This window comes from Ruegeria sp. BK1 (assembly GCF_056535645.1).
Window position 1 is genome coordinate 206,791 of record NZ_JBQFIS010000001.1, and the last position, 22,393, is coordinate 229,183.

Annotated in this window: 20 protein-coding genes; 15 read left to right on the plus strand and 5 right to left on the minus strand. The window is 58.6% G+C overall.

Features of this window, described 5'->3' with window-relative positions:
- The first annotated feature begins 115 nt into the window (after positions 1-115).
- The 4 genes from ACR3E7_RS00950 to ACR3E7_RS00965 all read left to right on the plus strand — a co-directional run bounded on the left by ACR3E7_RS00950 (position 116) and on the right by ACR3E7_RS00965 (position 4,528).
- A complete protein-coding gene (locus ACR3E7_RS00950) occupies positions 116-2,398 on the plus strand; it encodes an adenosylcobalamin-dependent ribonucleoside-diphosphate reductase (RefSeq protein WP_480503316.1) in 2,283 nt (760 codons plus the stop codon).
- Between the two features lie 179 nt (positions 2,399-2,577).
- On the plus strand, positions 2,578-3,072 hold the full coding sequence (locus ACR3E7_RS00955) for a hypothetical protein (RefSeq protein WP_480503315.1): 495 nt from the start codon (positions 2,578-2,580) through the stop codon (positions 3,070-3,072).
- Positions 3,073-3,272: 200 nt separating this feature from the next.
- Positions 3,273-3,893: a 30S ribosomal protein S4 gene (rpsD, locus tag ACR3E7_RS00960; RefSeq protein ID WP_170325974.1), complete on the plus strand. Its 621-nt coding sequence runs from the start codon at positions 3,273-3,275 to the stop codon at positions 3,891-3,893.
- Positions 3,894-4,039: 146 nt separating this feature from the next.
- Positions 4,040-4,528 (plus strand): hypothetical protein, encoded by a 489-nt coding sequence (locus ACR3E7_RS00965; RefSeq protein ID WP_170768982.1) that lies wholly within the window; start codon positions 4,040-4,042, stop codon positions 4,526-4,528.
- A 5-nt stretch (positions 4,529-4,533) separates the two neighbouring features.
- On the opposite strand, the gene ACR3E7_RS00970 is transcribed toward ACR3E7_RS00965, so the two are convergent.
- The gene (locus ACR3E7_RS00970) at positions 4,534-4,995 is read right to left on the minus strand and encodes an Lrp/AsnC family transcriptional regulator (RefSeq protein WP_170788153.1); all 462 of its coding nucleotides are present in this window, start codon (positions 4,993-4,995) and stop codon (positions 4,534-4,536) included.
- Positions 4,996-5,097: 102 nt separating this feature from the next.
- On the opposite strand from ACR3E7_RS00970, the gene ACR3E7_RS00975 reads away from it, so the two are divergent.
- The 4 genes from ACR3E7_RS00975 (at position 5,098) to ACR3E7_RS00990 (ending at position 9,387) form a co-directional block, all read left to right on the plus strand.
- The gene (locus tag ACR3E7_RS00975; RefSeq protein WP_480503313.1) at positions 5,098-6,513 is read left to right on the plus strand and encodes an aminotransferase class V-fold PLP-dependent enzyme; all 1,416 of its coding nucleotides are present in this window, start codon (positions 5,098-5,100) and stop codon (positions 6,511-6,513) included.
- A 65-nt stretch (positions 6,514-6,578) separates the two neighbouring features.
- Positions 6,579-7,664 (plus strand): histidinol-phosphate transaminase, encoded by a 1,086-nt coding sequence (gene hisC, locus ACR3E7_RS00980; protein WP_170768985.1) that lies wholly within the window; start codon positions 6,579-6,581, stop codon positions 7,662-7,664.
- Positions 7,661-8,575, plus strand: a complete 915-nt coding sequence (locus tag ACR3E7_RS00985) for a prephenate/arogenate dehydrogenase family protein (RefSeq protein WP_170768986.1) — start codon at positions 7,661-7,663, stop codon at positions 8,573-8,575. The genes hisC and ACR3E7_RS00985 overlap by 4 nt, the downstream gene beginning before the upstream one ends.
- Before the next feature lie 2 nt (positions 8,576-8,577).
- A complete protein-coding gene (locus tag ACR3E7_RS00990; RefSeq protein ID WP_170768987.1) occupies positions 8,578-9,387 on the plus strand; it encodes an extensin-like domain-containing protein in 810 nt (269 codons plus the stop codon).
- Here ACR3E7_RS00990 and ACR3E7_RS00995 read toward each other — a convergent pair.
- Positions 9,384-10,385, minus strand: a complete 1,002-nt coding sequence (locus ACR3E7_RS00995; RefSeq protein ID WP_480503312.1) for a DUF2125 domain-containing protein — start codon at positions 10,383-10,385, stop codon at positions 9,384-9,386. The two genes, ACR3E7_RS00990 and ACR3E7_RS00995, sit on opposite strands and share 4 nt — an antisense overlap.
- A gap of 67 nt (positions 10,386-10,452) precedes the next feature.
- Here ACR3E7_RS00995 and ACR3E7_RS01000 point away from each other — a divergent pair, with 67 nt between their 5' ends.
- From ACR3E7_RS01000 to ACR3E7_RS01010, 3 genes are all read left to right on the plus strand, one after another.
- Positions 10,453-10,983, plus strand: coding sequence for a gamma-glutamylcyclotransferase (locus tag ACR3E7_RS01000; RefSeq protein ID WP_170768989.1), 531 nt, complete (start codon positions 10,453-10,455; stop codon positions 10,981-10,983).
- A gap of 70 nt (positions 10,984-11,053) precedes the next feature.
- The gene (locus tag ACR3E7_RS01005) at positions 11,054-12,235 is read left to right on the plus strand and encodes a biopolymer transporter ExbB (RefSeq protein WP_170768990.1); all 1,182 of its coding nucleotides are present in this window, start codon (positions 11,054-11,056) and stop codon (positions 12,233-12,235) included.
- A gap of 3 nt (positions 12,236-12,238) precedes the next feature.
- On the plus strand, positions 12,239-13,960 hold the full coding sequence (locus tag ACR3E7_RS01010; protein WP_480503311.1) for a peptidoglycan -binding protein: 1,722 nt from the start codon (positions 12,239-12,241) through the stop codon (positions 13,958-13,960).
- A 19-nt stretch (positions 13,961-13,979) separates the two neighbouring features.
- On the opposite strand, the gene ACR3E7_RS01015 is transcribed toward ACR3E7_RS01010, so the two are convergent.
- The 3 genes from ACR3E7_RS01015 to gloB all read right to left on the minus strand — a co-directional run bounded on the left by ACR3E7_RS01015 (position 13,980) and on the right by gloB (position 18,293).
- On the minus strand, positions 13,980-14,822 hold the full coding sequence (locus tag ACR3E7_RS01015; protein ID WP_480503310.1) for a YHYH protein: 843 nt from the start codon (positions 14,820-14,822) through the stop codon (positions 13,980-13,982).
- A gap of 203 nt (positions 14,823-15,025) precedes the next feature.
- Entirely contained in the window at positions 15,026-17,350 is a 2,325-nt protein-coding gene (gene clpA / locus ACR3E7_RS01020; RefSeq protein ID WP_170783775.1) for an ATP-dependent Clp protease ATP-binding subunit ClpA, read from the minus strand.
- Between the two features lie 175 nt (positions 17,351-17,525).
- Entirely contained in the window at positions 17,526-18,293 is a 768-nt protein-coding gene (gene gloB, locus ACR3E7_RS01025) for a hydroxyacylglutathione hydrolase (protein WP_170768994.1), read from the minus strand.
- Between the two features lie 62 nt (positions 18,294-18,355).
- On the opposite strand from gloB, the gene ACR3E7_RS01030 reads away from it, so the two are divergent.
- The 4 genes from ACR3E7_RS01030 to ACR3E7_RS01045 all read left to right on the plus strand — a co-directional run bounded on the left by ACR3E7_RS01030 (position 18,356) and on the right by ACR3E7_RS01045 (position 22,392).
- Complete coding sequence (locus ACR3E7_RS01030; protein WP_170768995.1) at positions 18,356-19,090, plus strand: class I SAM-dependent methyltransferase; 735 nt, start codon at positions 18,356-18,358, stop codon at positions 19,088-19,090.
- Positions 19,091-19,401: 311 nt separating this feature from the next.
- Positions 19,402-19,962: a F0F1 ATP synthase subunit delta gene (locus ACR3E7_RS01035; RefSeq protein WP_170352320.1), complete on the plus strand. Its 561-nt coding sequence runs from the start codon at positions 19,402-19,404 to the stop codon at positions 19,960-19,962.
- Positions 19,963-21,501, plus strand: a complete 1,539-nt coding sequence (gene atpA / locus ACR3E7_RS01040; protein ID WP_170788158.1) for a F0F1 ATP synthase subunit alpha — start codon at positions 19,963-19,965, stop codon at positions 21,499-21,501.
- 12 nt (positions 21,502-21,513) lie between these two features.
- Positions 21,514-22,392, plus strand: a complete 879-nt coding sequence (locus ACR3E7_RS01045) for a F0F1 ATP synthase subunit gamma (RefSeq protein ID WP_480503308.1) — start codon at positions 21,514-21,516, stop codon at positions 22,390-22,392.
- Position 22,393: the final 1 nt, after the last annotated feature.

A 22,393-nucleotide genomic window follows, 5' to 3' on the forward strand; every position in this document is an offset into this window, starting at 1 on the left:
GTCGTCCCAAGGCCCACCTTTATATTGTAGCTCGCAATGCGACGTCATCAAGGTGTTGTGGTTTGGATGTGAATTGCGGTAATCTGGATACCTCTTTCAAAACAGGGAATCACCAATGAGCCGCTTTGCCGCCCCCATCGCCGAGCAGATCTGGGACATGAAATACCGCTTTAAAGAAGCGGATGGCACGCCCATCGACCAGACGGTCGAGGACAGCTGGCGGCGCATCGCCCGTGATCTGGCGCGGGTCGAGGATGACGCGGCCCATTGGGAAGATAAGTTCTATGAGGCGTTGGAAGATTTCAAATATCTGCCCGCTGGTCGCATCACTGCGGGTGCAGGTACGGCGCGTCAGGTGACCCTGTTCAACTGTTTCGTCATGGGCACCGTGCCCGACAGCATGGGCGGTATCTTCGACATGCTGAAAGAAGCCGCGCTGACCATGCAGCAGGGTGGCGGGATCGGGTATGATTTCTCGACCATCCGTCCACGTGGGGCCGATGTGAAAGGCGTGGCTGCGGATGCTTCTGGCCCGCTTTCCTTCATGGATGTGTGGGACGCGATGTGCCGCACGATCATGTCTGCGGGCTCGCGCCGTGGGGCGATGATGGCGACCATGCGCTGCGATCACCCTGATATCGAACAGTTCATCACCGCGAAATCTGACCCGGCCCGCCTGCGCATGTTCAACATGTCGGTCCTGGTGACGGATCCGTTCATGGAGGCCGTCAAGGCCGATGGTCCGTGGGAGTTGCAGTTCGACGGCAAGGTCTATCATACCGTTCAGGCGCGTGATCTGTGGAACAAGATCATGCAGGCCACCTATGATTACGCCGAGCCTGGAGTAATCTTCATTGACCGCATCAATGAGGCCAACAACCTCAGATATGTGGAAACCATCGCCGCGACCAACCCCTGCGGCGAGCAACCCTTGCCACCCTATGGTGCGTGCCTTTTGGGCTCGATCAACTTGGCGCGGTTGGTGACAGATCCGTTCGAGGACGCGGCGCGCCTGGATGAGGCCGCTTTGCAAGAATTGGTCGCGACCGCTGTGCGCATGATGGACAACGTAGTAGACGCGTCGAAATTCCCGCTGGCGGAGCAGGAAGCCGAAGCACAAGACAAGCGCCGGATTGGGCTGGGCGTGACCGGGTTGGCCGATGCGCTTTTGATGTTGGGTTTGCGCTATGGGTCCGACGAAGCGGCGCGTCAAACCGAACGCTGGTTGCACGCGATCGCCCGCGCCGCCTATCTGGCCTCGGTCGATTTGGCGAAGGAGAAGGGCGCTTTCCCATTGTTTGACGCCGAGAAATACTTGGCCAGCGGCAACATGCAGCAAATGGATGATGACGTGCGTGACGCGATCCGCGAACATGGTATCCGCAACGCCCTGCTGACCTCGATCGCGCCGACTGGGACGATTTCGCTCTATGCAGGGAACGTGTCGTCGGGGATCGAGCCGGTCTTTGCCTACGCCTACACGCGCAAAGTGCTGCAGAAGGATGGCTCGCGCACCGAGGAAGAAGTCGTGGACTATGCCGTGCAGATGTGGCGCGACAAGTTCGGCGATGTTGCCTTGCCAGACTATTTCGTGAACGCGCAGACGCTTTCCCCGTCTGATCACGTCAAGATGCAGGCCGCCGCGCAGAAATGGATCGACAGTTCGATTTCCAAGACGATCAACTGTCCCGAAGATATCAGCTTTGACGCCTTCAAGGACGTTTACATGCAGGCTTGGGATCAGGGCTGCAAAGGCTGCACGACCTATCGCCCGAATGACGTGACCGGCTCGGTCCTGACAGTGTCCGAAAGCGCCGACAAAGCCCCCGGCGAAAGCGCGGATGCCCCGCATCAGGTGGATGGCGGTGAGGTTGTCTATATGTCCGAACCGCTGGACCGTCCGCAATCGCTGGAGGGGTCGACCTACAAGTTGAAATGGCCCGACAGTGAACACGCGATTTATCTGACCATCAACGATATCGTCATTGGTGGCCGCCGTCGTCCGTTCGAGGTGTTCATCAATTCAAAGAACATGGAGCACTACGCCTGGACGCTGGCGCTGACCCGCATGATTTCTGCCGTATTTCGACGGGGCGGGGATGTGTCCTTTGTCGTTGAAGAACTAAAGGCCGTGTTCGATCCGCGTGGCGGGGCCTGGGTGCAGGGGAAATACATCCCATCGATCCTGGCCGCGATTGGCGGCGTGATCGAGCAGCATATGGTCAATATCGGCTTTCTTGAAGGCGAAGGAATGGGTCTGAAATCCGACCCGCAGGCGCAGGTGGTCAATATGGACGCACCCCGCGGCAAAGCCTGCCCATCCTGTGGTCAGTTCGATATGGCGATGATCGAGGGCTGCATGACCTGCCGAAGCTGCGGTCATTCTAAGTGCGGCTGACGCAGATCGCAGACAATTGCTGTGGCGCTGGCGGGATCGTTTCCCGCCAGAAGCCAGAAGCTGAATCTCTTTAGCAACATTTTTATGAACGATATGTTAACGTCTCTTTTCTGCCAGAATTTGCCCTGATAAGAACGCCTGCGTAAGCAGTGATACGTTGAAAGGTGCGGGCGGGTATAATGAGAGCCGGGCAAAACGGTCGTATAGCCATTTTATGGAAACAGACGGAACTGGATGGGCTTGAGGCGGCGCCTCTGTCCTTTTTGAATGTTGGGGCTGCGTGGTCCTGGCGCGGGCATGCCGCCTTTGTGGACGGTTCTTTGACGCACGGCCGAGAGGTCCCGCTGAATGTTCTGCATCATTTCATCTCGGAAGACGAATTGGGCAACGGTGCGCAGGGTGTTGTTATCCTGACCAACGGGGCACAGCAATTCTCGGCCCTGTTATATGTTTCGGCGACGCAGGCTGAACCTCTTTTGGTATTCGAAGAAGGATGTCCTGCACGCGAACAGGACTTTTGGGTCGATGAGTTTGTCGAAATCCGTCAGGCTGGCGGCGAATCGGCCAGCCACGCGAATACGGTGGTCTCGTTCCCGACTCGTCCACGCATGGACCCTAATCTTCACGCAGTGCCGCGCCTGCCTGCGGCGAATGCGGGACCGTTGGTGGATTGATCCGTTTCAACGGACCGGATTTTTTCAGGACCTGTTGACTCTGACGGAACTGCAGATATAAGCGCGGCTTCATTGGTGTTGGTGGCCCCCGCAAGGGGATGCCTGTCATGGGGGAAACCCCAAGAGGACAACGCCCTTCATAGTAGGCGCCTACTCTTGTAGCAGAGCAGCGCCTTCGAACATAAAGAAGGAGATCAGCCGTGACGAAACGCACGTCTGCCAAGTACAAAATCGACCGCCGGATGGGCGAAAACATCTGGGGTCGTCCGAAATCCCCGATCAACCGTCGTGAATACGGCCCAGGCCAGCACGGTCAACGCCGCAAGGGCAAACTGTCGGATTTCGGTCTGCAACTGCGCGCCAAGCAGAAGCTGAAAGGCTACTATGGCGACCTGACCGAGAAGCAGTTCCGCCGCATCTACGCCGAAGCCGAGCGTGTCAAAGGCGACACCGGTGAAAACCTGATCGGTCTGCTGGAGCGTCGTCTGGACGCTGTTGTTTACCGCGCCAAGTTCGTGCCAACCGTGTTTGCTGCACGTCAGTTCGTGAACCACGGCCACGTCAAAGTGAACGGAAAGCGAGTGAACATCCCCAGCTACCGCGTCAAAGAAGGCGACGTGATCGAAGTACGCGACAAGTCCAAGCAACTGGCCGTTGTTCTGGAAGCTGTTGCGCTGGCCGAGCGTGATGTGCCTGACTATATCGACGCCGACCACTCGAAAATGACCGCAACCTTCGTGCGCGCACCGGGCCTGAGCGATGTGCCTTACCCGGTCATGATGGAGCCGAACTTGGTCGTCGAATTCTACGCGAAGAACTAATCTTCGCCGATCTGGAAAGTTTCGAAGACCGCGCCATCCGGCGCGGTTTTTTCGTTTACACAGTTCTGTTGCCATCGCGCTGAAATTCCAACATTTTGGTCCGTGACCAAGCGCATATGAGACAACACAGTGAATTTGAGACCGCTATGACAGCACGTTTTCAGAAAATCCTGACCGCAGCAGGGCTGGCTGTTCTACTTGTCGGTTGCTCCGACGCCACCAGACCGCTGACATCAAGTGGGCTGCGGTCCGAGGACCCGCTTTTGACTGGCATCCTGCAAAGTTTTCAACATGGATGTATCGAGACCGCCCCGACATTCGAAGAATCGCGGGTTCGTGCCGGGTTCAATGCCAATGAGCCGAGACTTGAGCGGGGGATGGAATTCCTTGGGGGCAGTACCAGAGATCGGTCCTGTGAGGTTATCGTGCGTGGATATGGCACGACCCGGCCGGTGCCGACGGTTGGCGATATCAACCGGTTGGCGCGTGCCTTCGCGTCGAACACGCGGTTGGCCTATACCCCTGCGATCCCGGGTGAATCTACGCGGGCTTGGGTTTCGTCCGGAAATCGCAATTTCTTCGTGACCGGTTTTGTGACCGGAGACGGGGATTTGCAGCTGATTGTTGGTGAGTGATCCAGTCAGATCGGCAGCGGTCGCCCCTCGGCGATCGCTTCCATAGCGAAATAGGACGTGACGCTGTCCAGTTCGACCTTTTCGATCAGGCGTTGGTACACCTTGTCATAGGATGCCATGTCCTGCGTCACGACCTTGAGCTGATAGTCATAATCGCCCCCGATCCGGTGAAAATCCACAACCTCGGGGATGGTCAGTACATGGCGGCGAAACGCCTGCAGCCACTCGGCCGAGTGATGCCGGGTTCGTAGCATCACAAATACCACAAGGCTGAGGCCCAGTTTCTCGCGCGCGATCTTGGCGGTCGACCCGGTGACGACGCCGCTTTCGTTCAGCGCCTTCAGCCTACGCCAGCACGCGTTCTGAGACAGGCCGACCCGATCCGCCAGTTCTCGCTGTGACAGGGTCGCGTCTTTTTGCAGTTCACGCAGTATGCCTTGATCAATTTGATCTATTCTTTCGGTCATATCAGATCATATGACACAAAAAATGAAAAAACTACTCAAACAAATGTGAAGTTTATCCAAAAAATAACAATCATATTGTCAGGGTAATACGGAGCCTGAGCCATGACCCTGAACCAATTCCGCGCGTCCATCCAATCCGCCGATTGCATAACCCCCTTTCGTGATGGGCTGATCGGAGAAGGCGTAATGATTCCGGGTCTGCGCTGGGACGTGCCGCTTGTGTATGCGGATTACGTTGCCTCGGGCCGCGCGTTGCGGCAGGTCGAGGATTTTGTGGCTGCGCATGTGTTGCCGTTTTATGCCAACAGCCACACCGAGGCTTCGTATTGCGGCGCGTATATGACGCGCCTGCGCGGAGAGGCTCGCGCAGAGATTGCCCGCATCGTTGGCGCCCAGGAAGAGGATTCGGTGATCTTCACCGGCTCTGGCGCCACTGCGGGTCTCAACCGGCTGGTCAGCCTGATGGGTGTTAACGAGGCGGACCGGCCGGTTGTTTTGTTGGGGCCGTATGAGCATCACTCGAACATTTTGCCGTGGCGCGAAAGCAAGGCGCGGGTGATCGAAATCCCCGAAGCATCGGACGGGGGTGTCGATCTGCAAGTGCTCGAACGTATATTGGTCGATCATTCTGCGTCCGATCTTATCATCGGGTCGTTTTCAGCGGCCTCGAACGTGACCGGCATCATCACCGACCCCGATCCGGTGACACGCTTGCTGAAAGCGCATGGTGCGCTGGCAGTTTGGGATTATGCCGGGGGTGGGCCTTACCTGCCGATGGATATAGGGGAAGGCGATACACGTAAGGACGCAATAGTTGTCTCTCCGCATAAATTTCCAGGCGGTCCGGGGGCTTCGGGCGTGTTGGTTGTCAACACGGAGGCCGTGCGTCGGACCTGTCCCAGTTGGCCCGGTGGCGGGACAGTCAGCTTTGTGTCGCCATGGCGGCATGACTACAGCGCTAACCTGTCCGCGCGCGAAGAAGCCGGAACACCCAACGTTATCGGCGATATCCGCGCGGCGCTGGCTTTTATCGTCAAGGATGTAGTTGGCGTAAAGGCGATCGCCAAACGCGAGGTACAGTATAACCAAATGGCGTTGAAAGGATGGGGGGACAACCCGAACCTCACGCTGCTGGGCGTGGATAATCCACATCGCCTGCCGATTTTCTCCTTCCTCGTGCGCGACAACGCGGGGCACCCGGTGCATCAGCAACTGTTCACCCGTATGCTCAGCGATATCTACGGCATTCAGGCGCGGGGCGGCTGTGCCTGTGCTGGGCCCTATGCGCATCGCCTGTTGGGCATCGACAGGGACACGTCCGAGGCGTTGCACGCCGCGCTGTCTGCCGGAGAAGAGATGAAGAAGCCCGGTTGGGTGCGGTTGAACTTCTCATATTTGATGAGCGAACAGACGGTGCAGTTCGTGATCGACAGCGTCAATGACTTGTCGCGCCGCACCGCTGAATTCGCACCATTCTACACGGCCGACCCGGCGACCGCCCGCTTCAAAGCGGCGTGACGGAATTGCCGCTTTTCTCAACGCCTTGAGACAGGTATGAGAGGCTCCAATCAACGGAGCCTCTTATGACCAAGATCACCCCGCAACCCGGCATTATGGACATCGCGCTGTATCAGGGCGGCCAGTCGCATGTGGCCGGGGTTTCGCATGTGATCAAGCTGAGTTCCAACGAAAACCCGTTTGGTCCCAGCCCCAAGGCGATCGAGGCTGTGCGCGACAGTGCCGCCAACCTGCATCGCTATCCCAGTACCGACCACGCGCCCCTGCGCGACGCAATCGGTGTACGGCACGGGCTGGACCCAGCGCGGATCATCTGTGGTGTCGGCAGCGATGAGGTGCTGCAATTCGTGGCGCAAGCCTATGCCGGGCCGGGGGACGAGGTCATCTATACCGAGCACGGCTTTTCCATGTACCCGATCATCGCGCGGATGGCGGGGGCAACGCCGGTGATGGTGCCTGAAAAGGACCGCCGCGTGGATGTTGACAACATCCTTGCCGCTGTGACTGATCAGACGCGGATCGTGTTTGTGACCAATCCGGGTAACCCGACCTCGACCATGATCCCTGAAAGTGAGCTTGTGCGCCTAGCCGAGGCTCTGCCCGACAGTTGCCTGATGGTGATCGACGGGGCCTATGCCGAGTTCGTCGATGATTTTGATGGTGGGGCATCCATCGTGGGTCGGTTCGACAACGTGATCATGACCCGGACGTTCTCGAAAGTGTACGGCCTGGGTGGGATGCGCGTGGGCTGGGGCTATGCCGTGCAGTCGATCATTGATGTGCTCAACCGAGTGCGTCAGCCGTTTAACTTATCACTGACAGCTTTGGCGGCGGCCGAAGCTGCGGTTAAGGACGAAGAGTTCTTGTCTCATTGTCAGGCCGAAAACACGCGGCTGCGGGTGTGGTTGTCCGACGAACTGGCCAAGATCGGGGTGCCTTCGGATGCGTCCTGTACCAATTTCATTCTCGCCCGGTTCACCGATCAGGCCGAGGCTGAGGCTTGCGACGACTATTTGAAAACCCAAGGTTTGATCGTGCGGCGTGTGGCGGGATACAACTTGCCAAATGCGCTGCGCATCACCGTGGGCGATGAAGACGCCTGCCGCCGGGTCGTTGCGGCAATCTCCGCATTCAAAGAGGGCGCAGCATGAGCCAGATCTACGACCGTGTTGCACTGATCGGGCTGGGGCTGATCGCCTCGTCCATGTTCTGGGCCATCAAACGCGCCGGGCTAGCGGGTGAAGTGACGGGATACGCGCGGTCCAAGGCGACGCGCGACACCGCGCGCAAGATCGGTCTTTGCGACCGGGTGTGCGATACCGCCCAAGATGCGGCGGAGGGCGCCGATCTTGTCGTTCTCTGTGTTCCGGTCGGCGCGATGGGTGCGGTGGCCGCAGATATCGCACCAATGCTGAAACCGGGCGCGACGGTGTCTGACGTGGGTTCGGTCAAACGTCATGTGATCGAGGCGGTGTCGCCACATATCCCCGAGGGCGTGCATTTCATCCCCGCGCACCCGCTGGCCGGGACGGAACACTCGGGCCCAGAATCCGGTTTTGCCGAATTGTTCGACAATCGTTGGAGTCTTTTGGTGCCGGTTGAAGGCACCGACCCCGCCGCCGTCGCGCGCTTGCGTGCGCTTTGGGAGGGGATGGGATCGAACGTTGATGAGATGGACGCCGACCACCACGATCTGGTGCTAGCCGTTACTTCCCACGCACCGCATCTGATCGCTTACACGATGGTCGGTGTGGCCGATGACCTGCGCCGGGTGACGGATAGCGAGGTTATCAAATATTCGGCTGCCGGGTTCCGGGATTTCACGCGGATCGCGGCCTCGGACCCGACCATGTGGCGCGACGTGTTTCTGACTAACAAGGACGCGACTTTGGAAATTCTTGGCCGGTTCACAGAGGAACTGTTCGCCTTACAGCGTGCCATCCGAACCGGAGATGGTGAGCAGCTGTTCGACTATTTCACACGCACCCGTGCGATCCGGCGTGGGATCATCGACGCAGGCCAGGATACGGATGCGCCGGATTTCGGCCGGGGGAAATCCTAGCCATGAGGGCGATCCGGCGGACCATTGCTTTTGCGCTTGTTGGGGCCTTGGCTTCAACAGCGCAGGCAGCGCCGGAACAGTCATTGATTCCCGTGGCGCGGCCATCGGTCGAGCAGGTTGTTGGCCCCACAAAGCTTCGCCCCGTGTTGCGTCCTGTTTCAGCACAGGTTCTGGCCGTCGCTGCGCGCCCGACAGCGCTGCCGTTCCTGGGGCCGGACACATCCTTGATGCCTTATCTGCGCCCGAAAGCTCTGGAACAGGAGGCGCTGTTCAAGAAACGCAAGCTGCGCAAGGGTTCGGTCTGCGGGGATATCGACATTCAAGGCAAACCGGTGGGGCAGGTTCCGGGCAAGATCAAGGCCTGCGGGATCCAGGACGCGGTGCAGATTACTTCGGTCGCCGGTGTCAAACTCAGCCGCCCGTCTACGATGGATTGCGGAACTGCCATTGCGCTAAACAAATGGGTCGATAAATCGGTCAAGCCAACCTTCAAACGCCGCGGTCCGGTGGTCGAACTACAAGTCGCCGCCCACTATGCCTGCAGAACACGAAACAATCAGAAAGGCGCGCGGATATCCGAGCATGGCAAGGGGCGCGCGATAGATATCTCGGGTTTTCGAATGGCGGACGGAGAGCTGGTGACGGTTCTAAACGGCTGGCGCAAGAACCCGTCGAAGAAACAACTGACCAAAATCTGGCGCGGCGCGTGCGGGCCGTTTGGTACGGTGTTGGGGCCAAACTCGGACCGCTATCACCGTGATCATTTCCATCTGGATACGGCACGCCACAGACGGGGTCCGTATTGCCGTTAACGTAGAATTAGCCGCGGGGCTGGGCCAAGGGGCAGGGGGCCGACCGCAACGAAGCCGTCTCGGAAATTCAACTGCAAATCCAACGCATTGGGGTTTCCGCCTAGTCCGGCCATGAAGTTCAGCGCGCGCGTCACCGGGTCGACGGCTTGATCAGGCAATGCGCCAGCCGCGTTGGCCATGGCGATCATATCGCGCCAGTTCTCGGCTTTGATCGCGATCTCTCCGTTGGGGATGCCTTGCGCGTCCACGTCTAGTTCTCCGGCCGCAAAAAGACGAAGGGCCCCCCATTTCATCTCGGCCAGCCGCAGATCAATTCTGGTGGGTTGCGGGCGACCCTGTTCCAGCGCGGACCGGTCCCATGGCTTGTCGAACACGGTCGTCATGTCCAGTTCGAGCGTCTCAAAGGATTGCGGCAGAGTGGTGGCCGAGCGCATGAGCTCGCGCAAGTCGTCACCGGGGGTGAAACCGTCAATCCGGGCGCTGATGGCATAGGTCTCAGGGCTTGCTGTCTGCGCCATGATCAGCTGCAGCGTCTCGCCCGCCGCTTGCGCTTCTCCGTCGTCAGCGATTGACCACGACCCGGAAGTCAGCGCCATCTTCTCAAGCACCAGCGCAATACCGGGTTGCAGTTGCAACTCTGCCACCAAATCCGCCGCCGTGATGGTCGAGGTTTGGTCGAAATACGATAACCGCTGCGGCGTGTCGGCAAATCGCAGCATTTGCTGGCCGGGCCAGATGGCGGGGCTTTGGAATTCGATCCAATCCGCGCTCCAGGCGGTGCCGTTAACCGGATCGGCCAGCGCGGGATTGTCCAGACGGGTGACATGGTTGAACGGATACCCTGCGGTGGCGACCTGCGAATACTCAGCCTGCCAACCCCGGTCCTGTTGTCCGTCGAACCACGCAGTGATGGCATTGCGCAAGCCAAAACCGGCGACAAACCAATATGCGCTCCAGATCACAGTTATGACAATGACTAGCCGTATCAGCCCGCGCATGGCAGTTCGCCCTTTTTCCCGCACCTGAATTGATGTTTATAGGCGCAAACGGGCAAGGACCAGTGCTATGACGATGTGGGTATTCGGATATGGATCGCTGTTGTGGAATCCGGGGTTTCCCGTGGCCCGCAGCGCGCGTGCGACGTTGCACGGATATGCCCGATCCTTCTGCATGAGCTCGATCCACCATCGCGGGACCGAGGATCATCCCGGCCTTGTGCTGGCTTTGGACGAACAGGACAGCGCCCAATGCAAGGGTCTGGCCCTGTCGGTCGAGCCCGGTCACGAAGACCGCACCCTGCACGAGTTGCGCGAGCGTGAGCTCATTTCGTCAGCCTACGTTGAGAAGATGCTGGACGTGCATCTGGAAAGCGGCGAAACGGTCGAGGCTGTCACCTATGTGATCGAAAAAGACCACGTGCAATATTGCGGTGGAATGCCGCTTGAGGAACAGGCTCAGATCATCGCCCACGCCGTGGGCGGGCGCGGGCCGAACACCGAATACCTCTATAACACCGCCGAACATCTGGCCGAGATTGGCCTGCGCGACCCTGATCTTGAGTGGTTGGCGCAACGGGTGCGTAGCATTACCGCATAAACCCTTGGCGTCACCGGCGGATTTTCGCTAGATTCACTGTCAGAGCAGGTAAGAACCGGGAACCACGCGCATGGCGCAGGCACATCAGGGCGCGAGACCGCATTTCTCGCAACCCATTCGTCAGATCGTAACGATGCTGATCGCTATAGGTCTGGCGGGGGCGGGCGTGTTTATGGCGCTGCCCTATGTCTTGCCGGTCTTCTATGCCAACCCGTATCTCAATGGGTTTATCCTGCTGGTCTTTGCGATCGGTGTTCTGGCCTGTTTTCTTCAGGTAACACAGTTAATCGGCTCGGTCCGCTGGATCGAAGCTTTTGTCGGTGGCGTCGTCCGCGAAGATGCGCGCACCCCGCAATTGCTGGCGCCGCTGGCCTCGTTGCTGCGTGAACGTGGCGCGCGGTCTCAGATCAGTTCCAGTTCAACCAGGTCCATTCTGGACTCGGTGGCCGAGCGGATCGAGGAAGAACGTGAGATCACGCGATATATCACCAACGTCCTGATTTACTTAGGCCTTCTGGGTACATTCTTCGGCCTCGCCACCACGGTCCCGGCCATTGTCGACACGATCCGCAGCCTTAACCCGCAAGAGGGCGAAGAGGGGCTGGCCGTGTTCAATCGCTTGATGGTTGGGCTTGAGGCGCAGTTGCAGGGCATGGGCGTGGCCTTTGGGTCCTCGTTGCTGGGTCTGGCCGGGTCGTTGATAGTCGGCTTGCTGGAGCTGTTTGCGGGCCATGGTCAGAACCGGTTCTACCGCGAGATGGAGGAATGGCTGTCCTCGATCACACGGGTCGGCTTTGCGCTGGGTGATGAAGGCAGCAGCGCAGAACTGGCCGTACTGTCCCCGGTGTTGGATACGATGTCAGAACAGATGGACGCCTTGCAGGACCTGTTCTCGGCACAGGAGGGGGATCGGGCCGAGCTGTCCGCCAAGCTGGGTCAGTTGGTGGACGTGATCACCGATATGAACCTGCGCCAATCCGACAACGAAGGCGTCACCGCCGCGCTGGAACGCGTGGCGCTGGGACAGGATGCCCTGCTGGATCATATGCGCGAACAGGGCACCGGCGACGGGATCGACGCCGAAAGCCGGATGCGCCTGCGGTCGATGGATGTGCAACTGTTGCGCATCCTCGAAGAAATCTCGGCCGGTCGCCAGGAAAGCATGAGCGAGATGCGCAAGGATATCGAGCTGCTGGTCAAGGCCCTGACATTGCCGCGCGGTGCTGTACGCACGACGCCGGGCGGAGAATAAAAGATGGCCCTGTCCCGTCGCACAGGTCAACGGTTTCAGGGCTCGGTCTGGCCCGGCTTCGTGGATGCGATCACCGGGCTTTTGATGGTTTTGACCTTCGTTCTGACGATCTTCATGGTGGTTCAGTTCGTCCTGCGGGAAACGATTTCGGGGCAGGAAGACGAGCTGACAGCGCTGTCTGACGAAGTTGCCGCGTTGGCCGGCGCGCTGGGGTTGGAAGAACGCGAAAACAGCCGACTTGAAGCTCGGCTTGGGGCGCTGAACGCGACATTGTCTGAAACCGAAGATGAGTTGGCTCAGGCCGAAGATAGCCTTTCGGAGGCGCAATCGCGGATCACGGGTTTTGAGGCGCAGGTTGCGGCATTGCTGGCCGATCAGGATCGCGCGCAAGATGTCATAGCCTCGCTTGAAGCGGAACGGCAGGGGTTACAGGACCAACAGGAACAGTTGCTATCGGATCAGGATGCGTTGAATCTTGCGCTTGCTCAAAGTCGCGCGGAGATTGACGCGCAAGCCGAGGCTGCACGGTTGGCTGCGGCCCGCCGCGAAGCACTGGAAGCTCTGGTTGCCGATTTGGAGCAAAGCGAAACTGCCCAGGCGGCGCTGATCACGGAACTTGAAGATCAACTTAACGCTGAAGAGGCCGCGCGACTGGCTGAGGCGGCGGCGGCTGAAAACCTGCGCGACCGATTGCAGAACGCCGATGCCGAACTGACTGCGATGACACTGGCGTTGGAAGCGCAGCGCAAAGAGGCCGAGGAAACGCTGACCCTTTTGGCTGCCGCCCAAGCCGCTCGTGCCGAGCTTGAGCGTCAATTTGGAGAGCTGAATACCGAAGAGCTTGAGGCGCAGTTGCAGGCTGCCCTTGCCGCACAAACTCAGGCGCAGACGGATGCACAGGAACAACGCACATTGGCCGAGGAGCGCGCTGCCCTGCTGGCCGTGGCCCGCGAAGCGATTTCGACTGAAAAAGAAGTATCTGAGCAGGCGCAGCGTCAAACCGCTTTGTTGAACCAGCAACTCGCTGCGCTGCGTCAACAATTGGGCGGGTTGCAGGCGCTGCTGGACGATTATGAAGAACGCAACGCCGCCGCCGATATCCGCATCCAAACGCTGGGGCAGGATCTTAACGCGGCTTTGGCCCGCGCGGCCTCGGAAGAACGTCGCCGCCGCCTGCTGGAAGAGGCCGAACGCGCCCGTCTGGAAGCTGAAGCCGAAGCTCTGTCAGGCCAGAATGAGGAACTGGCTGCGCAGGCCGAGGACTTGCAGCGTTACCGCTCGGAATTCTTCGGCAGATTACGCGATGTTCTGGGGGATCAAGACGGGGTGCGGATCGAAGGGGATCGGTTCGTCTTTTCGTCCGAGGTTCTGTTTGACACCGGCTCGGCCGTGCTGTCGCCCGAAGGCCAACTCGAGGTCGCCAAAGTGGCCAACATCCTACGCACCGTGGCCGCTGAAATCCCCGAAGGGCTGAACTGGGTCATTCGTGTCGACGGCCACACGGACAATGTCCCCCTCGCGGGGTCGGGGCGCTATCGCGACAACTGGGAACTGAGCCAGGGTCGCGCCCTGTCGGTGGTTCTGTATATGGTTGAGGCGCTGGGTATTCCGCCCAGCCGGCTTGCGGCAAACGGCTTTGGAGAGTTCCAGCCCGTCAATCCGGCCGACACACCCGAAGCACGGGCCCAGAACCGGCGCATCGAGCTGAAGCTGACGGAACGATAACTAGCGCTTTGCCTTGTGCTCAGCGACGCCCAAAGCGAAAGCTGTCGTCTGGCGTACCAGTGAAACACCGTGGGATGACCGGGTAGTTTTCAGTTAGGAAATAGGCGTATGTTCCAGACGGATATTCGGGTGAGACCGTGATGCCTCCGTTGCATTCGTCCAGATTTCCGGTTCCTGCGCGGTAAACATAGTCCTCATTGAAGGTGCCATCAAAGTTTCCGTCTGGTGCGCTGCCTCCGGGTCGATTGCCGTTCTTCAGTTGGTAGGATGAGGACATTTGCGTCACGTTCCCATCCACAATACCAGTCATCGCATAGATCGGGAAACCATCTGCGGCATATCCGACCAGAGGCGAATGTCGGGTCGGCGTGTATTCCAATAGTTCGATCAAGCCGGTCGGGATACCGTGATAGTGGTACTTTCCTCCGGGGAGAACATGGGCGTGGTTTTCATCAAGACCCAGCGAAATTGCACCGCCAAGTGCGTTGTAAGACCAACCCGATCTTGGATCTCCATTCCAGTATTCTGCCGCCAGCGGATCAAACACCACACCGTCTATCGACACGCCGAAATTCCAACCCAGCTCCAGAGGCTTAGGCATGCGACTTGGTTTTGGGCGCGCGGGTACGCTGAGATTGACTCGTTGCTCGGAAAGGCCGTGCGGGTTGCCTCGGTTTGGAAAGCGACCGACCAGATGGTCCGGTATTCCATTTGCGGAAACGCTTACGCGATTTTTGGCTTCGGTGAGATCAACGTAACTGACCCCCGGATCAATCGTGGCCGGTTGCAGAATTAGTGGCCGCGTTGTCGTTTCATCTTGATAGCGAAACCTGTGTCGTGCGGTCGTTATTGTGGCGATCACGGCAAAGGTTAAGGAAGAGCCCCAAAGGACGGCGGGTTTAAGCAGTCGACTCTCCAATTCGCTTCAACGGTGATTGTGAAACGTGCGCGAGAAGTCGTTCCGTCGAAAAACGCGCCCACGGGCGCGCAATCGTCTGGCGTTGATGCAAAATCGCCCGGATGCAGGTGCAACCGGGCGATCAATGTTTCTAAACGCTTGTGCAATCAGTCTGCTGTTAGCAGCGGCGGCTTGTCGCCCGGAATGCGGGGCTGATCGGGGCCCAGAATTTCCAGGTTCAGATCGCCCTTCTTAACCGAAACGCGAACCACACCACCCTTGGCCAACTTACCGAACAATAGCTCTTCAGCCAGAGGCTTCTTGATGTGTTCCTGGATCACCCGGCCCAGAGGGCGTGCGCCCATCTTGTCGTCATACCCTTTGTCCGCCAGCCATTCGGCGGCCTTGGGTGTCAGGTCAAAGGTCACATTGCGGTCCATCAACTGTGCTTCCAGTTGCAGGACGAATTTCTCTACCACTTGCAGGATGACCTCTTTCGGCAGCGGTGCGAAGGAAATCACCGCGTCCAGACGGTTGCGGAATTCAGGTGTAAAGGTCCGCTCAATCGCAGCCGTATCTTCACCTTCGCGGCGATCACGGCCAAAGCCGATCGCGGCCTTGGCCTGTTCCTGTGCACCCGCGTTCGAAGTCATGATCAGCACCACGTTGCGGAAATTCACCGTGCGACCGTTGTGATCGGTCAGCTCACCATGGTCCATCACCTGCAACAGGATGTTAAACACATCCGGGTGCGCCTTCTCGATCTCGTCCAGCAGCAGCACGCAATGCGGATGCTGGTCAACGCCGTCGGTCAACAGACCACCCTGATCGAACCCAACATAACCCGGAGGCGCACCGATCAGGCGAGAGACCGCGTGCTTCTCCATGTATTCCGACATGTCAAAGCGCAGCAGTTCAACACCCAGCGTATCGGCCAGCTGTTTCGCCACTTCGGTTTTGCCCACACCGGTCGGACCTGCGAACAGGTAATTGCCGATGGGCTTTTCAGGCTCACGCAGGCCAGCCCGCGCCAGTTTGATCGCGCTGGAAAGCGCGACAATGGCGTCGTCCTGACCGAAAACCACCCGTTTTAGCGAGGTCTCAAGGTCTTTGAGAACCTCGGCATCGTCCTTGGTGACGTTCTTGGGCGGGATGCGGGCGATCTTGGCAACCACGGCCTCGATCTCTTTCACGCCAATGGTTTTTCGGCGCTTGCTTTCCGCAACCAGATGCTGAGCTGCTCCAGCTTCGTCAATCACGTCGATGGCCTTGTCAGGCAGCTTGCGGTCATTGATATAGCGTGCCGACAGTTCCACCGCCGTTTTGATCGCGTCCGCGGTATATTTGATCGCGTGATGTTCTTCGAAATAAGGTTTGAGGCCGCGCAGGATTTTCACGCTGTCTTCCACCGAAGGCTCATTCACATCAATTTTCTGGAACCTGCGGCTGAGCGCGCGGTCTTTTTCGAAGTGCTGACGGAACTCCTTGTATGTGGTCGAACCCATGGTGCGTAGCTTGCCACCCTGCAGTGCAGGTTTCAGCAAGTTCGACGCATCCATCGCGCCTCCCGATGTGGCGCCTGCGCCGATGACCGTGTGAATTTCGTCAATGAAAAGCACCGCATCGGGATGCTCTTCCAACTCGGTCACAACCGCCTTCAGCCGTTCCTCGAAATCACCGCGATAGCGCGTACCGGCCAGCAGCGCGCCCATATCCAGCGAATAAATCGTTGTCTCGGACAGCACATCGGGGGCTTCGCCCGCGACGATTTTGTGCGCAAGTCCTTCGGCAATAGCCGTTTTGCCCACGCCCGGATCGCCAACCAGCAACGGATTGTTTTTGCGGCGGCGGCAAAGCACCTGGATACAGCGTTCAACCTCGTCCGAGCGCCCAATCAGCGGATCAACGTCACCCGCGCGGGATTTGGTGTTCAGATCGACACAGTACTTTCCAAGAGCGCTTTCTTTTTGTTCGCCTTCGCCCGTGCCAGACTGCGGTTCCTCTTCAACCTGATCCGCGCCCGAAACTGAGCGGTTTTCGCCGTAGGCAGGGTCTTTAGCGACGCCGTGAGCGATGAAATTCACCGCGTCATAGCGTGTCATATCCTGTTCTTGCAGGAAATAGGCCGCATTGCTTTCGCGTTCGGCGAAGATGGCGACCAGAACATTGGCGCCCGTCACCTCAGTCCGGCCAGAGCTTTGCACGTGGATCGCGGCGCGTTGGATCACGCGCTGGAAGGCGGCTGTTGGCACGGCTTCTGACCCGTCAATGTCGGTGACGAGGTTGGATAAATCTTCGTCAATGAATTCGACCAGAGTACTACGCAAGTCCTCAAGATCAACGCTGCAGGCTTTCATGACACGGATCGCATCCGGTTCTTCCAGCAGCGCCAGAAGCAGATGCTCCAGCGTGGCGAATTCGTGTCGCCGTTCGTTCGCTGCCGCAAGGGCCGCGTGAATGGCTTGTTCTAAAGTGCTCGAGAATGAAGGCACGCGGGTGCTCCTCTGTCTTGGGTCGGAAGGGGCGCGGGCTTTCGGCCGGATCCCCATCCCAACCATGTCCTCATACTATTAGAGTTTGGTTGATCATGGCCCGGCTTCAAGGGTTTTCTTTCACTTGACAGTCACATTTATTGTGACCGTGGCTGTGAAGTTGGGGAAATAGGCATCAAAAGCGGTCTTTTCTAGCCCGGATTTCCGCAAATACAGCCGCCGGATCCGCGCCCGCCATGCCCAGATGCGCTTGAATCGCCGGATCTGCGGCGCGCAGGAAAGGATTTGTTGCGTTTTCCAAAGCCAATGTCGAGGGCACCGTTGGTTCATTCGCTGCCCGCGCGCGGTCGATATCGGCAGCGCGGTCTTGCAGCGCAGCATTGTCCGGATCGACCGTCAGGGCAAACTTGGCGTTCGATTGTGTATATTCGTGACCTGAACACACTATAGTATCATCGGGCAGGGCGGCCAATTTCGACAGGGAGGCCCACATTTGAGGCGCTGTCCCTTCGAACAGACGCCCGCAGCCGAGGGCCATCAGGCTGTCTGCGGTAAAAACGGCAGCACTTTGGGGCATGTAAAACGCGATATGTCCGACCGTATGGCCTGAGACATCCAACACCTGAACTTGCTCTCCGCCCAGTTCAAACGTATCGCCATCGCTGACTTGTTGATCCAATGGTGGCAAGCGGTGCGCGTCGGCAGCGGCCCCGATCACTTTGGCGGTGTGCTTTTCCAGAATGGCCGGCAAGCCGTCCACATGGTCATAGTGGTGATGAGTCAACAACACGTGGCTGAGCGTCCAGCCGCGCCGGTCCAGCTCGGCCAGAATGGGTCCTGCTTCGGGCGCGTCGATCAAAGCGGTGTTGCCGCTTGCGGCGTCATGCGCCAGAAAAGCGTAGTTATCGCTGAGACATGGAATGGTGACGATTTCAAGAGGCATGGCCTTTTGCCCTTTCGTTGCTAGACTGCGCCGAAGCTAAGCCGATTGACCGGGTGTCCGCAATGCATCTTGATGTGCAGGATCTGAGGAATTTCTACTACCGCAGCACATTGGGGCGTGCGGCGCAGGCGGCGATCCGGGGCCGGTTGATCGAACAATGGCCCGAAGCCAAGGGCCAGACAGTCGCCGGGTTTGGCTTTGCCGTACCCTTGCTGCGCCCTTACCTGGCAGATGCCCGGCGGGTGATTGGGCTGATGCCTGGGCCGCAAGGCGTTATGCCGTGGCCCGCGGGGATGCCCAATGTCTCGGTCCTGACGGAAGAGACGATGTGGCCGATAGAGACCGGGCACGTGGACAAGCTGGTGGTGATGCACGGGCTTGAGACCTCGCAGCGGCCAAGCGAACTGTTAAATGAATGCTGGCGGGTTCTGGGTCCTGGTGGGCGCGCGTTCTTTATTGTGCCCAACCGCGCGGGATTGTGGTCACGGACGGATCGGACGCCGTTTGGCTTTGGACGTCCGTATTCAGCATCGCAGCTAGAAAACCAGCTCCGGGCGCATCATTTTGAACCGGAAAGCCATTGCTCAGCATTGTATTTGCCTCCCTCGTTCCGGCGGTTCTGGCTCAAGTCGGGCAATCTGATTGAAAAGACGGGCCAGCGGATACCCACCGTCATGGCTGGAGGTGTTCTGATGGTCGAAGCAACAAAGCATATTCGACCCCCAAGCGGCAGCGTCACCAAGGATCCTGTCCGTCGTCCGATCAAGGCACTAGACGGTCTGTTGAAGCCCGCCTAGCTCTTGCTTGCTTTTACGCCACGTCAAAGCGGGAAAACGCGGCAAAAACGCCTCAGGAATCGCAAAAACCTACACTTTCGTAACATTTTTCGCCCCTTGCAGCCGGACAAAAGGGTCGCACCCTCTGTAATTATTTGAAATCAAACACTTTGTGGATAAAGTCACCCCCGTGATAATATGTTGCTAGCTGGGTTCGGCTCTGCTACATCCCCGGTGATTTTGATCCCCGCCCCAAAAGGACGGGGTTTCCTCACGCCCCAAGGTAGCGGCCGCTACCCGAAATCGGGGCCTCAAATATCGGAAGGGTGGACGTGTCCGAACCAGCTTCGATTTCCACAGGCATCGCCGAGCGCTATGCCACCGCGATCTTCGAGATCGCGAAAGAGAATAAAGACCTCGCAGGTCTGGAGACCGGAATTAACGATCTGGCAGCAGCATTGGGCGACAGCGCCGAACTGCGTAACCTGATCGCTTCGCCTCTGGTTTCGCGCGCCGAACAGGAAGGCGCCATTACCGCAATCGCCGACAAAATGGGCCTGAACGCCATCCTGCGCAACACGCTGGGCCTGATGGCACAAAAACGCCGCCTGTTTGTCGTACCGCAGCTGGTGCAGGTTCTGCGCGACATGCTGGCCGAAGAGCGTGGCGAAGTGACTGCCGATGTTGCCTCGGCCAAAGCGCTGACCAAGACACAGATGGAAAAACTGTCCAAGACGCTGTCCGAGCGTGTGGGCAAGACCGTGACAATCAATGCGACCGTTGATGAAAGCCTCATCGGCGGTCTTGTCGTTAAAGTGGGCTCGAAGATGATCGACAGTTCGATCCGTTCGAAGCTGAACTCCCTACAGAATGCAATGAAAGAGGTCGGATAAATGGGAATCCAAGCTGCAGAGATTTCTGCAATCCTGAAGGACCAGATCAAGAATTTTGGTCAGGAAGCCGAAGTGGCCGAGATCGGCCGCGTGCTGAGCGTCGGTGACGGGATTGCCCGTGTATACGGCCTGGACAACGTGCAAGCGGGTGAAATGGTCGAATTCCCCGGTGGCATCATGGGCATGGCCCTGAACCTGGAAAGCGACAACGTTGGTGTCGTTATCTTCGGTTCTGACCGTGACATCAAAGAAGGTGACACAGTCAAGCGCACCAACTCGATCGTGGACGTTCCGATCGGTGACGAGCTGCTGGGCCGTGTTGTTGACGGTCTGGGCAACCCGCTGGACGGCAAAGGCCCGATCAATGCCTCCAAGCGTGGCGTTGCTGACGTCAAAGCCCCCGGCATCATCCCGCGTAAATCGGTGCACGAGCCGATGGCAACCGGCCTGAAATCGGTTGACGCGATGATTCCGATCGGCCGTGGCCAGCGTGAGCTGATCATTGGCGACCGTCAGACCGGTAAAACCGCCGTTGCTCTGGACACCATCCTGAACCAGAAAGTCTACAACGACGCAGCAGGCGACGACGAGTCGAAGAAACTGTACTGCATCTACGTGGCTGTTGGTCAGAAGCGTTCGACCGTTGCACAGCTGGTGAAGAAACTGGAAGAATCCGGCGCGATTGAATACTCGATCGTTGTGGCCGCAACCGCGTCCGACCCGGCGCCGATGCAGTTCCTGGCGCCTTACTCGGCGACTGCGATGGCCGAATACTTCCGCGACAACGGCCGCCACGCGCTGATTATCTATGATGACCTGTCGAAACAGGCTGTGTCCTATCGTCAGATGTCCCTGCTGCTGCGTCGTCCGCCCGGACGTGAAGCCTATCCTGGCGACGTTTTCTACCTCCACTCGCGTCTGCTGGAGCGTTCGGCGAAGCTGAACGAAGACTTTGGTGCAGGCTCGCTGACCGCTCTGCCGGTTATCGAAACGCAAGGTGGTGACGTTTCGGCGTTTATTCCGACCAACGTGATCTCGATCACCGACGGTCAGATCTTTCTGGAAACCGAACTGTTCTATCAGGGTATCCGCCCTGCTGTGAACACCGGTCTGTCGGTTTCGCGCGTGGGCTCCTCGGCTCAGACTGACGCGATGAAATCGGTTGCCGGTCCGGTGAAACTGGAGCTGGCTCAGTACCGCGAAATGGCTGCGTTTGCGCAGTTCGGTTCCGACCTTGATGCCGCAACTCAGCAGCTGCTGAACCGTGGTGCGCGCCTGACCGAGCTGATGAAACAACCGCAGTACTCGCCGCTGACAAACGCGGAAATCGTCTGCGTTATCTTTGCAGGCACCAACGGCTACCTCGACAAGATCGACGTATCTGATGTTGGCCGCTACGAGGCCGGTCTGCTGTCGCACCTGCGCGGCAAGCATGCTGACCTGCTGAAGTGGATCACCGACGAAGATCCGAAGATCAAAGGTGACGCAGCAGACAAACTCAAGGCAGCGATCGACGAATACGCCGCGACCTTCGCTTGATAGGGGGTTCCGATGCCTAGTCTGAAGGACCTTAAAAACAGGATCGAGTCGGTCAAGTCGACCCGCAAGATCACCAAGGCCATGCAGATGGTCGCGGCTGCAAAACTGCGCCGCGCCCAGGAATCTGCTGAAGCCTCACGCCCTTATGCCGAGCGGTTCAATGCCGTTATGGCGGGGCTGGCGGCTTCGGTCGGGGGCAGCGACAGCGCCCCCAAGCTGCTCCGTGGTACGGGCAGTGATGATGTGCATCTGCTGGTCGTGATGACAGCTGAACGCGGCCTGTGTGGCGGCTTCAACTCGAACATCGCCAAGCTGGCCCGCCAAAAGGCGGAAGAGCTGCGCGGCAAAGGCAAGACGGTCAAGATCCTGACTGTCGGCAAAAAAGGCCGCGACGCGCTCAAGCGCGATTTGGGCGATCTGTTCGTTGGACATGTCGACCTGAGCGAGGTCAAGCGCATTGGCTACACCAACGCGCAAGACATCGCCAAGGACGTACTGTCACGCTTTGATGGGGCTGAGTTCGATGTTGCCACGATCTTCTACTCGAAGTTCGTCAACGTTGTGACCCAGATCCCGACGGCACAGCAAATCATCCCCGCCTCGTTCGAGGACGACGCGGCAGGTGACGACAGCGGTGCCATCTTCGACTACGAGCCCAGCGAAGAGGCTATCCTGGCCGACCTGCTGCCCAAGGGGGTTGCAACCGCGATCTTCTCGGCTCTGCTCGAAAACGGAGCGTCTGAACAGGGTGCACGGATGTCCGCGATGGACAACGCGACACGCAACGCGGGCGAGATGATCGACAAGCTGACGATCCAGTTCAACCGCTCGCGTCAGGCCGTGATCACCAACGAGCTGATTGAAATTATTTCCGGCGCCGAAGCGCTGTAGA

Excerpts from the sequence above, each read along its gene's own strand:
- ACR3E7_RS00950 (WP_480503316.1), top strand. The coding sequence starts at position 116 with ATGAGCCGCTTTGCCGCCCCCATCGCCGAGCAGATCTGGGACATGAAA.
- ACR3E7_RS00955 (WP_480503315.1), top strand. The coding sequence starts at position 2,578 with ATGAGAGCCGGGCAAAACGGTCGTATAGCCATTTTATGGAAACAGACG.
- ACR3E7_RS00965 (WP_170768982.1), top strand. The coding sequence starts at position 4,040 with ATGACAGCACGTTTTCAGAAAATCCTGACCGCAGCAGGGCTGGCTGTT.
- ACR3E7_RS00970 (WP_170788153.1), bottom strand. The coding sequence starts at position 4,995 with ATGACCGAAAGAATAGATCAAATTGATCAAGGCATACTGCGTGAACTG.
- ACR3E7_RS00975 (WP_480503313.1), top strand. The coding sequence starts at position 5,098 with ATGACCCTGAACCAATTCCGCGCGTCCATCCAATCCGCCGATTGCATA.
- hisC (WP_170768985.1), top strand. The coding sequence starts at position 6,579 with ATGACCAAGATCACCCCGCAACCCGGCATTATGGACATCGCGCTGTAT.
- ACR3E7_RS00985 (WP_170768986.1), top strand. The coding sequence starts at position 7,661 with ATGAGCCAGATCTACGACCGTGTTGCACTGATCGGGCTGGGGCTGATC.
- ACR3E7_RS00990 (WP_170768987.1), top strand. The coding sequence starts at position 8,578 with ATGAGGGCGATCCGGCGGACCATTGCTTTTGCGCTTGTTGGGGCCTTG.
- ACR3E7_RS00995 (WP_480503312.1), bottom strand. The coding sequence starts at position 10,385 with ATGCGCGGGCTGATACGGCTAGTCATTGTCATAACTGTGATCTGGAGC.
- ACR3E7_RS01000 (WP_170768989.1), top strand. The coding sequence starts at position 10,453 with ATGACGATGTGGGTATTCGGATATGGATCGCTGTTGTGGAATCCGGGG.
- ACR3E7_RS01005 (WP_170768990.1), top strand. The coding sequence starts at position 11,054 with ATGGCGCAGGCACATCAGGGCGCGAGACCGCATTTCTCGCAACCCATT.
- ACR3E7_RS01010 (WP_480503311.1), top strand. The coding sequence starts at position 12,239 with ATGGCCCTGTCCCGTCGCACAGGTCAACGGTTTCAGGGCTCGGTCTGG.
- gloB (WP_170768994.1), bottom strand. The coding sequence starts at position 18,293 with ATGCCTCTTGAAATCGTCACCATTCCATGTCTCAGCGATAACTACGCT.
- ACR3E7_RS01030 (WP_170768995.1), top strand. The coding sequence starts at position 18,356 with ATGCATCTTGATGTGCAGGATCTGAGGAATTTCTACTACCGCAGCACA.
- atpA (WP_170788158.1), top strand. The coding sequence starts at position 19,963 with ATGGGAATCCAAGCTGCAGAGATTTCTGCAATCCTGAAGGACCAGATC.
- ACR3E7_RS01045 (WP_480503308.1), top strand. The coding sequence starts at position 21,514 with ATGCCTAGTCTGAAGGACCTTAAAAACAGGATCGAGTCGGTCAAGTCG.